Annotated in this window: 9 protein-coding genes; 6 read left to right on the forward strand and 3 right to left on the reverse strand. The window is 65.3% G+C overall.

Going from position 1 to position 6,000, the window contains the following annotated elements; genetic code table 11:
- Positions 1-493: 493 nt before the first annotated feature.
- On the reverse strand, positions 494-739 hold the full coding sequence (locus tag Pth03_RS38705; RefSeq protein ID WP_203949491.1) for a hypothetical protein: 246 nt from the start codon (positions 737-739) through the stop codon (positions 494-496).
- A 7-nt stretch (positions 740-746) separates the two neighbouring features.
- Complete coding sequence (locus tag Pth03_RS38710) at positions 747-1,061, reverse strand: DUF6247 family protein (RefSeq protein ID WP_203949492.1); 315 nt, start codon at positions 1,059-1,061, stop codon at positions 747-749.
- 256 nt (positions 1,062-1,317) lie between these two features.
- On the opposite strand from Pth03_RS38710, the gene Pth03_RS38715 reads away from it, so the two are divergent.
- From Pth03_RS38715 to Pth03_RS38740, 6 genes are all read left to right on the forward strand, one after another.
- Positions 1,318-1,638, forward strand: coding sequence for a hypothetical protein (locus Pth03_RS38715; protein ID WP_203949493.1), 321 nt, complete (start codon positions 1,318-1,320; stop codon positions 1,636-1,638).
- Between the two features lie 31 nt (positions 1,639-1,669).
- Positions 1,670-2,014, forward strand: a complete 345-nt coding sequence (locus Pth03_RS38720; protein WP_203949494.1) for a hypothetical protein — start codon at positions 1,670-1,672, stop codon at positions 2,012-2,014.
- Between the two features lie 268 nt (positions 2,015-2,282).
- Positions 2,283-2,774, forward strand: a complete 492-nt coding sequence (locus Pth03_RS38725; RefSeq protein ID WP_203949495.1) for a hypothetical protein — start codon at positions 2,283-2,285, stop codon at positions 2,772-2,774.
- A gap of 384 nt (positions 2,775-3,158) precedes the next feature.
- Positions 3,159-4,574: a hypothetical protein gene (locus Pth03_RS38730; protein ID WP_203949496.1), complete on the forward strand. Its 1,416-nt coding sequence runs from the start codon at positions 3,159-3,161 to the stop codon at positions 4,572-4,574.
- A gap of 176 nt (positions 4,575-4,750) precedes the next feature.
- The gene (locus Pth03_RS38735; RefSeq protein WP_239119707.1) at positions 4,751-5,443 is read left to right on the forward strand and encodes a recombinase family protein; all 693 of its coding nucleotides are present in this window, start codon (positions 4,751-4,753) and stop codon (positions 5,441-5,443) included.
- Between the two features lie 52 nt (positions 5,444-5,495).
- On the forward strand, positions 5,496-5,651 hold the full coding sequence (locus Pth03_RS38740) for a hypothetical protein (RefSeq protein ID WP_203949498.1): 156 nt from the start codon (positions 5,496-5,498) through the stop codon (positions 5,649-5,651).
- Positions 5,652-5,681: 30 nt separating this feature from the next.
- On the opposite strand, the gene Pth03_RS38745 is transcribed toward Pth03_RS38740, so the two are convergent.
- Positions 5,682-6,000 (reverse strand): hypothetical protein (locus Pth03_RS38745; RefSeq protein WP_203949499.1); only part of this gene is annotated, 319 nt, incomplete at its 5' end.

A 6,000-nucleotide genomic window follows, 5' to 3' on the forward strand; every position in this document is an offset into this window, starting at 1 on the left:
GCTCTACCGTGATCTGAGACGGCTCGGTTTCGGAAGCGTCCCGTCTCCGTGACGTACCCGTCCGTGGGCGGATCCGCCGGACGGTCCGGCGGAGAAGGGACGCATGGCCATGGGGCCTAGCCGTCGAGGGGAGAACGAGCGAGATGGGGACCGGCTGGTCCGTACTCTCGCGGTGGCCAGACTGATCTTGTGGATCATCTGGGTCGCGATCGATTCTCGCCACACCTCATAGGGAGGTGGTTGGGCCTCCTACCGGCCAGGGCAGTGCAACTCTGGGCAGGTAGGAGGCCCTTCCACGTGTTACAAATCATAGTTTCAAGCCGCGAGCAAACTAGAACAGGTTCTATTTTTTCGCGAGCTGTTGTTCCTCCTGGAAGGACAGACTTGTCCGCCTGAGACGGCCCATTCGTCCGGCCGGTAGATAAGCGCGCTACTGGGTGTGACCTAGCTCACATTTTAAGCTGAGTCGGCGGCCGTAGCCATGTCTCCGCCCTTAGCCCGCCCAGATGATCACGTACACGCGCACGACCTTCGCGGCGTCGTCGATGACGTAAGAGACCAGACCAGCCTCGCCGAACGTCTGCTCACGGAACGCCGGCTGTTCGGGGTCGGGTACGCCGCGGCGATGCGGGTCGGCACCGATAATGAGCAGCTCCTCGACCAGGGACTGGTAAGCGTCCTCCGGGAGTCCGGGGATTTGAGCGCTCGCGGATGCGTGAAAGGTGACCTGATAGTTCACGGGTGGGTCAGGCCGTGCGCCCGTGGGTTGCGACCAGCTCGGCCCATCCGGGGATGACCTGCTCTGCGGGGACCTCGGCGATGCCGGCGGCGGCCTCGGCCCGGGCCTGCTCGTAACCAGGGGCGGAGTAGGCGACCGATCGCAGGTGCCACAGGTGAAGCGTCCGAGTCAGCTCCTGCCACTGCCAGGTGTGGTGCATCGCCGCCTGCATGGCGGCGCGGTAGTCGGCCAGGAACGCCTCGCGGTAGCGCTCGGGCAGGGCTGCGAGGATGGCATCGGGGTCGTGCGCGTCGCCGTGGTGGTCGACCGGCTGGGCAGTCACGCTCTCATCCTCCTCGACAGCCTGGGCGGCAGTCTCGACGTGCATGCAGTGTATGCCCGGACATGCCCGTACGGCTCGGCCTCCATGCTGCGGCGCAGGTCGGGAGGCGGCCGGTATATCAGCTGGTATGAAATCGGGCTCTTCGTCGGGCCCGGGACGTCGACAGGCCCCGGATGGTGGATCGCCCGCGGCTGGCGCCGTGGTGCTGTGCCTGGCCGTAGGTGTCGACGTGCTGGCGTAGCTGGGCGGCCTGCTGATGAATGCGCTCACCGATCTCGACGTACACCTGGGCGCGCTGCACAGCTGGTCTCCTTCTCGGGAGGGTTCGGAGCGTGACCAGTCCAACCGACACGGGGCGCCAACCGTGGCATGCGCGCGAATGTGGCGCGCCAAGGGCATCCGGGGTGAGCGGTTTCAGCCTGCCCAGGTGATCGAGTACACACGCACGATCATCGCGGTCGTCGATGACGCAGGAGAACAGTCCAACCTCGCCGAACACCTGCTCGTGGAGCAGGGACTGTTCGAGGTCGGCACGCCGCGGCTAGACAGATCGGAACACATGCCCGCTTTGCCCTGACGGTACGGCTTGGACCCGTTACGGTCAGCGCATGGGACCGATCGAAGCGGCCGGGTGGGGCCTCGCGGGCGGCGCGGCCGCTGGGCTTGTGTCACTGAGTGTGGCGGTAACCGCGGCATCATTCCGACGTCCCTGGAAAAGCGCCGAAGAACTCATGGGTCGGTTGTTCGTGCTGGCTGTCGGGGCCGTTCTGGGCGCGTTGGTGGCTGCCGCCGCGAGCCAGCAGATGAGCGGTCCCTGGCCAGCGTTCATTATGGGAGTCGGTGCGCCATCCATGGTGCAAAGTCTCTTGGCCCGAGTTGAGGTGACGGAGAGCAAACGTGTCGATGCGGAGACGCTAGGAGGAGGTGACGACAATGGTGCGCGCAAGCAGTGAGAGCCTGCTTGGCAAGCTGGCTCGCGGTACCCGTCGAGAGCCGTGGCTACGAGTAGCGCTCCCATCTCGGTGGGCCCGGTTTCTAGCCGGTGCCGGTGCCCAGCTCAAACCCAATTCGGACAGTATGACGATCGTTTTCGCGGCGTCGGAAGGCTTCCCGTTGGAGGAACATCCTCGGCGCTTCGCAGGGCCCCTGTCCCCGCTCACGATCATCGCAATACGTAGTTGTGCGCATGAGCTTGTTCGCTCGCTAACTCGCCTCTACGTAGTGGAGGAGCTGCGCACCAAGAGACCCGACACCTGGGATCATGTATTCGGTGCCCCATTGGGTCTCCGCGCCCGTCGAGATGCCCTTAACTTGCGAATGCTCATCGAAGGCTTGGCATCCGTATCGAACTCTGAAAACCTTCGCCATCACGACATGGTGGACTTGAACACGATCTCCGAGCTAGCGAATGCAGTCGCGGACCTACTGCCGCATGACCTGCACGATCTCTCTAGCATCGGCAGGATCCGAAGTGCGTTCACCGTGATCATGGACTTTTTTGATGAGTGGCCAGTCGACGTGTCTGGCCTTGATCTATCACGCTTGACGCTCAATCTAGAGGTCCTTCGTGGCGTTGTGTGGACAGCGGAGACGCGCTGGCCAGCCGATATCGCTGAGCAGGTGCAGTCGCACTCTCATGAGGTGCGGCCCGGGGTGTTCGAGGTGATCATCGATGGCAGCGACGATCGAACCCCGACTTTGATAAACGTCTGAGCCACGTTGCTGGGACCTGGACGGTGATCACCCGGGGCCTGCGGTGGTGGTCAGGGGTGTACGCGGTCATGGACAGCTTCCTCTCACTCAAGATCGAGAGAGGGCCGGTGATCTTGGGGTGTCTTCCCCCCATTCCCCCTCCCCGGTGGCAAAAGGGAGTAGGTCGCCGAGCAGCGACGAAGCGGTCAAGGGAGAAGAGACAAGATGCCTGGTCAGACCGCAATAGCGGCCCGGAAGGTTGCCCGGAGGGCAGTCGGGGCGGGGATCTTGGCGGCCCTTGACCGGTGAGGAGTGCCGGCTACCGTACGACGCCACCGGGGAGGGAGAAAACCTGGATCGGCACGTTTCGCGACTATCGTGCTGGCCGTGACAGTCTCTGGATCAATGCCGATCCCCGTTCATGTGGCCCTCTCTAACCCCTCAATGTCGAAACCAACGTGGGGGTCGCGCCGTCCCGAGACTTTTATCGATTCACGGATCGATTGGGCCAAACACGGTTTTGAGCCGCGCTGGCTGGGCGAGGAGAGCAGCGACTGTGCCGCTGCCCTCGACCCGAGTCACCTCCACAACTCGGGAGCCGACGAATGGCGGCGGTTCCTCGAGGGCGCTCACAACCGCGGGGAGACCGCTCTGATCATCCTCACGATGGGCCATAAGGACGACGACTCGACACGATCGAACCTGTTCGCGAATGACGCATCAGTCGACGTGACCCCGGCTGTTGGAACCCGCGTCACGGGTCGCCGATTGCCTATCGGAACCAAACCGGAACTGGCTGACGAGGTGCCCGTTCCAGAGCGGGATCTCGGTCTGCGGCTGTTGACGAGGTCGGCAGATGCTCCATGGTGGGCGATGGAGTTGGCTGGCACCACCCTGTATCCGGGTGGCGGTGGACCTCCGATTACCCATCAACCGACGGGGACGCTGACACCGATCCTGGTCGACGGCCTCGGAATGCCCGTGGTCGCGGTATGGATCTCACCCAACGCCGACCAGCGTGCCTATCTCGTACCCAACGAAACCGACGGCAACATCGTGCTGGACTGGCTCATCAACCAAGCCCTACCGGCATACGCCCCGGGCGCACTGCGGCGCGCGAGGTCGCCGCACTTCGTCGACCCGGCCCTGCAGAGTGCCGCCGAGACGGCCGCGCGCCAGGCTCTCGCGGATCTGGAAGCCACCTACGCGGTCGAGCATGCGCGGCTGGAAAGCGAACTGCGGACGGCGAAGGCCGCGGCCGAACCAATTCGGTATGGCCTGCTGTACGGCACCGGCGACGAGCTTGAAGACACCGTCGATGCGGTGCTGCAGGCGGCGGGCTTTGCCACAGTGAACCTCGATGACGAGCTCGGCGACAGCAAGTCCGCTGATCTGCTGGTGACGTACGGATCCGAGCGACGGATGATCGAAGTTAAGTCGGCCGCTGGCAACGCGCCCGAGAAGCTTGTCGGAGCGCTGGAACGGCACCTGGCGACCTGGCCGAGCCTGCGTCCGAACGAACCCGTCGGCGCGGGCGTACTGGTGGTGAACCATCAGCACCGAAAGGACCCGCACGATCGTTCCGTGCAGGTGTACGAACGACCCGAGTTCGTCAACTCACTCAAGGTCGTGGTGCTCAGCAGCCGGGATTTGTTCGGCTGGTGGGCTGCAGGCGATTGGGCGGCGATCCGGGATGCTGTGCTCGGCACGGTTACCGCGGTACCGCTACCAGCTGCGATCATGCCCGCAACACCGGACCCGGGGGACGGTACGGCGCCAAGGAAGCGGCGCTGGCCCTGGAAGCGCGGACGGCAGGAATGAGTACGCATGTGGCGGCAGGTCCTCGTCGGGCTGGGATTGCTCGTCTTCAACAAACGATCGTTTTCTGACAAGATCACCAGATCCCGGCTCGGGGCCGTAGAAGCCTTCAAAAACCCCTTCAACAACCCTCGGTGTTCAACAATCTTCAACGACCGTTTGTTGAGAGGATGGCGGGCGTGACCGATGGCCTGTTGCTCCCGCCGGATCCGCTCGCCGCTTTCCCCGCCAACCGCACCGAGATCCGCATCGGCTACGCCCGCGTCTCGACTGCGGGGCAGAAGCTCGAGCGCCAGATCGACGCGCTGAACGCCGCCGGATGCCGGCGCATCTTCGCCGACAAGAAGTCCGGCAAGAACGCCGACCGCCCCGAGTTGGCCGCCTGCCACGCCTTCCTGGCCGCCGGCGACACCCTCGTCGTCCCCGAACTGGCCCGTTATGGCCGCTCCCTCCATGACCTGATCACCATGGTGGGCGACCTACGTAAGCGCGAGATCGGCTTCACCAGCTTGCACGAGAGCCTCGACACCACCACCCCCGGCGGCCGGCTGGTCTTTCACGTCTTCGCCGCGCTGGCGGAGTTCATCCGGGAGCTCATCGTCGCCGGCACCCGCGAAGGCCTAGCCGCCGCCCGCGGGCGCGGCCGGGTCGGCGGCCGTCCCACCGTCATCAACGAAGACCTGCTGCGCGCGGCCCGGGATATGCTCCCCAACCCCGAGCACTCGATCACGTCCATCGCCAAATTGCTCGGCGTCAGCCCGGGCACGCTGTACAACCACATCCCCAATCTGCGAGAACTGCGGGCCAGCCGTACCGGCCAACTACCGGGTAGCCAAGGGAAGTGGCCAGCCGTCCGCACGCCCTCGACCTAAGATCAAGGAGGTTGCGGTCCGCTGTCTCGGCGCCCCCAAGAGGAGATGACGCATGACCACCGCTATGCACGGCCCGGGCACTCATGAGGACAGGGCCCTGGAGACCCTGCACGAAAACCCCGCGATGGCGCAGGTGCTCGCCATTCTTGCGCTCGCCTCTGCTGTCAACCGGCTGGCCGCTGCACAGGAGCAGCTCGCCGATCGGTGAGCGCGCCCCCTGGCGGCGGCGTAGGGGCAGTCAGTCCACTCCAAGCATGGCGCGGCAGGTCGGCCGCTGGAACGGCTGGAAGTGCGCGCAGGGGTCGTCCGCGTAGAGCCACGCGGGCCCGGGACGGCCGGCGGGGGCCTTCGGCCTAGCCTTGGTGGTCTGGGCGGGGCGGGCTCGCTTCGGAGGCGCGGAGATCTGGCGCGGTTTCGTCGGTAGGGTGGCCACGCGTTCCTCGACGCGGACAACTCGCGTTCGTACGGCGCGGGCGCGGGCTGGCCGCACCTGCTCGACCGGATCCGCGACTGTTCGCCGTGGTGTTGGCCGCCGGCTCCCGCCCGGCGACGCCTCA

The sequence above is a fragment of the Planotetraspora thailandica genome (assembly GCF_016863335.1).
GTDB lineage: Bacteria > Actinomycetota > Actinomycetes > Streptosporangiales > Streptosporangiaceae > Planotetraspora > Planotetraspora thailandica.

Excerpts from the sequence above, each read along its gene's own strand:
- Pth03_RS38740 (WP_203949498.1), top strand. The coding sequence starts at position 5,496 with ATGACCACCGCTATGCACGGCCCGGGCACTCATGAGGACAGGGCCCTG.
- Pth03_RS38730 (WP_203949496.1), top strand. The coding sequence starts at position 3,159 with ATGCCGATCCCCGTTCATGTGGCCCTCTCTAACCCCTCAATGTCGAAA.
- Pth03_RS38715 (WP_203949493.1), top strand. The coding sequence starts at position 1,318 with ATGAATGCGCTCACCGATCTCGACGTACACCTGGGCGCGCTGCACAGC.
- Pth03_RS38720 (WP_203949494.1), top strand. The coding sequence starts at position 1,670 with ATGGGACCGATCGAAGCGGCCGGGTGGGGCCTCGCGGGCGGCGCGGCC.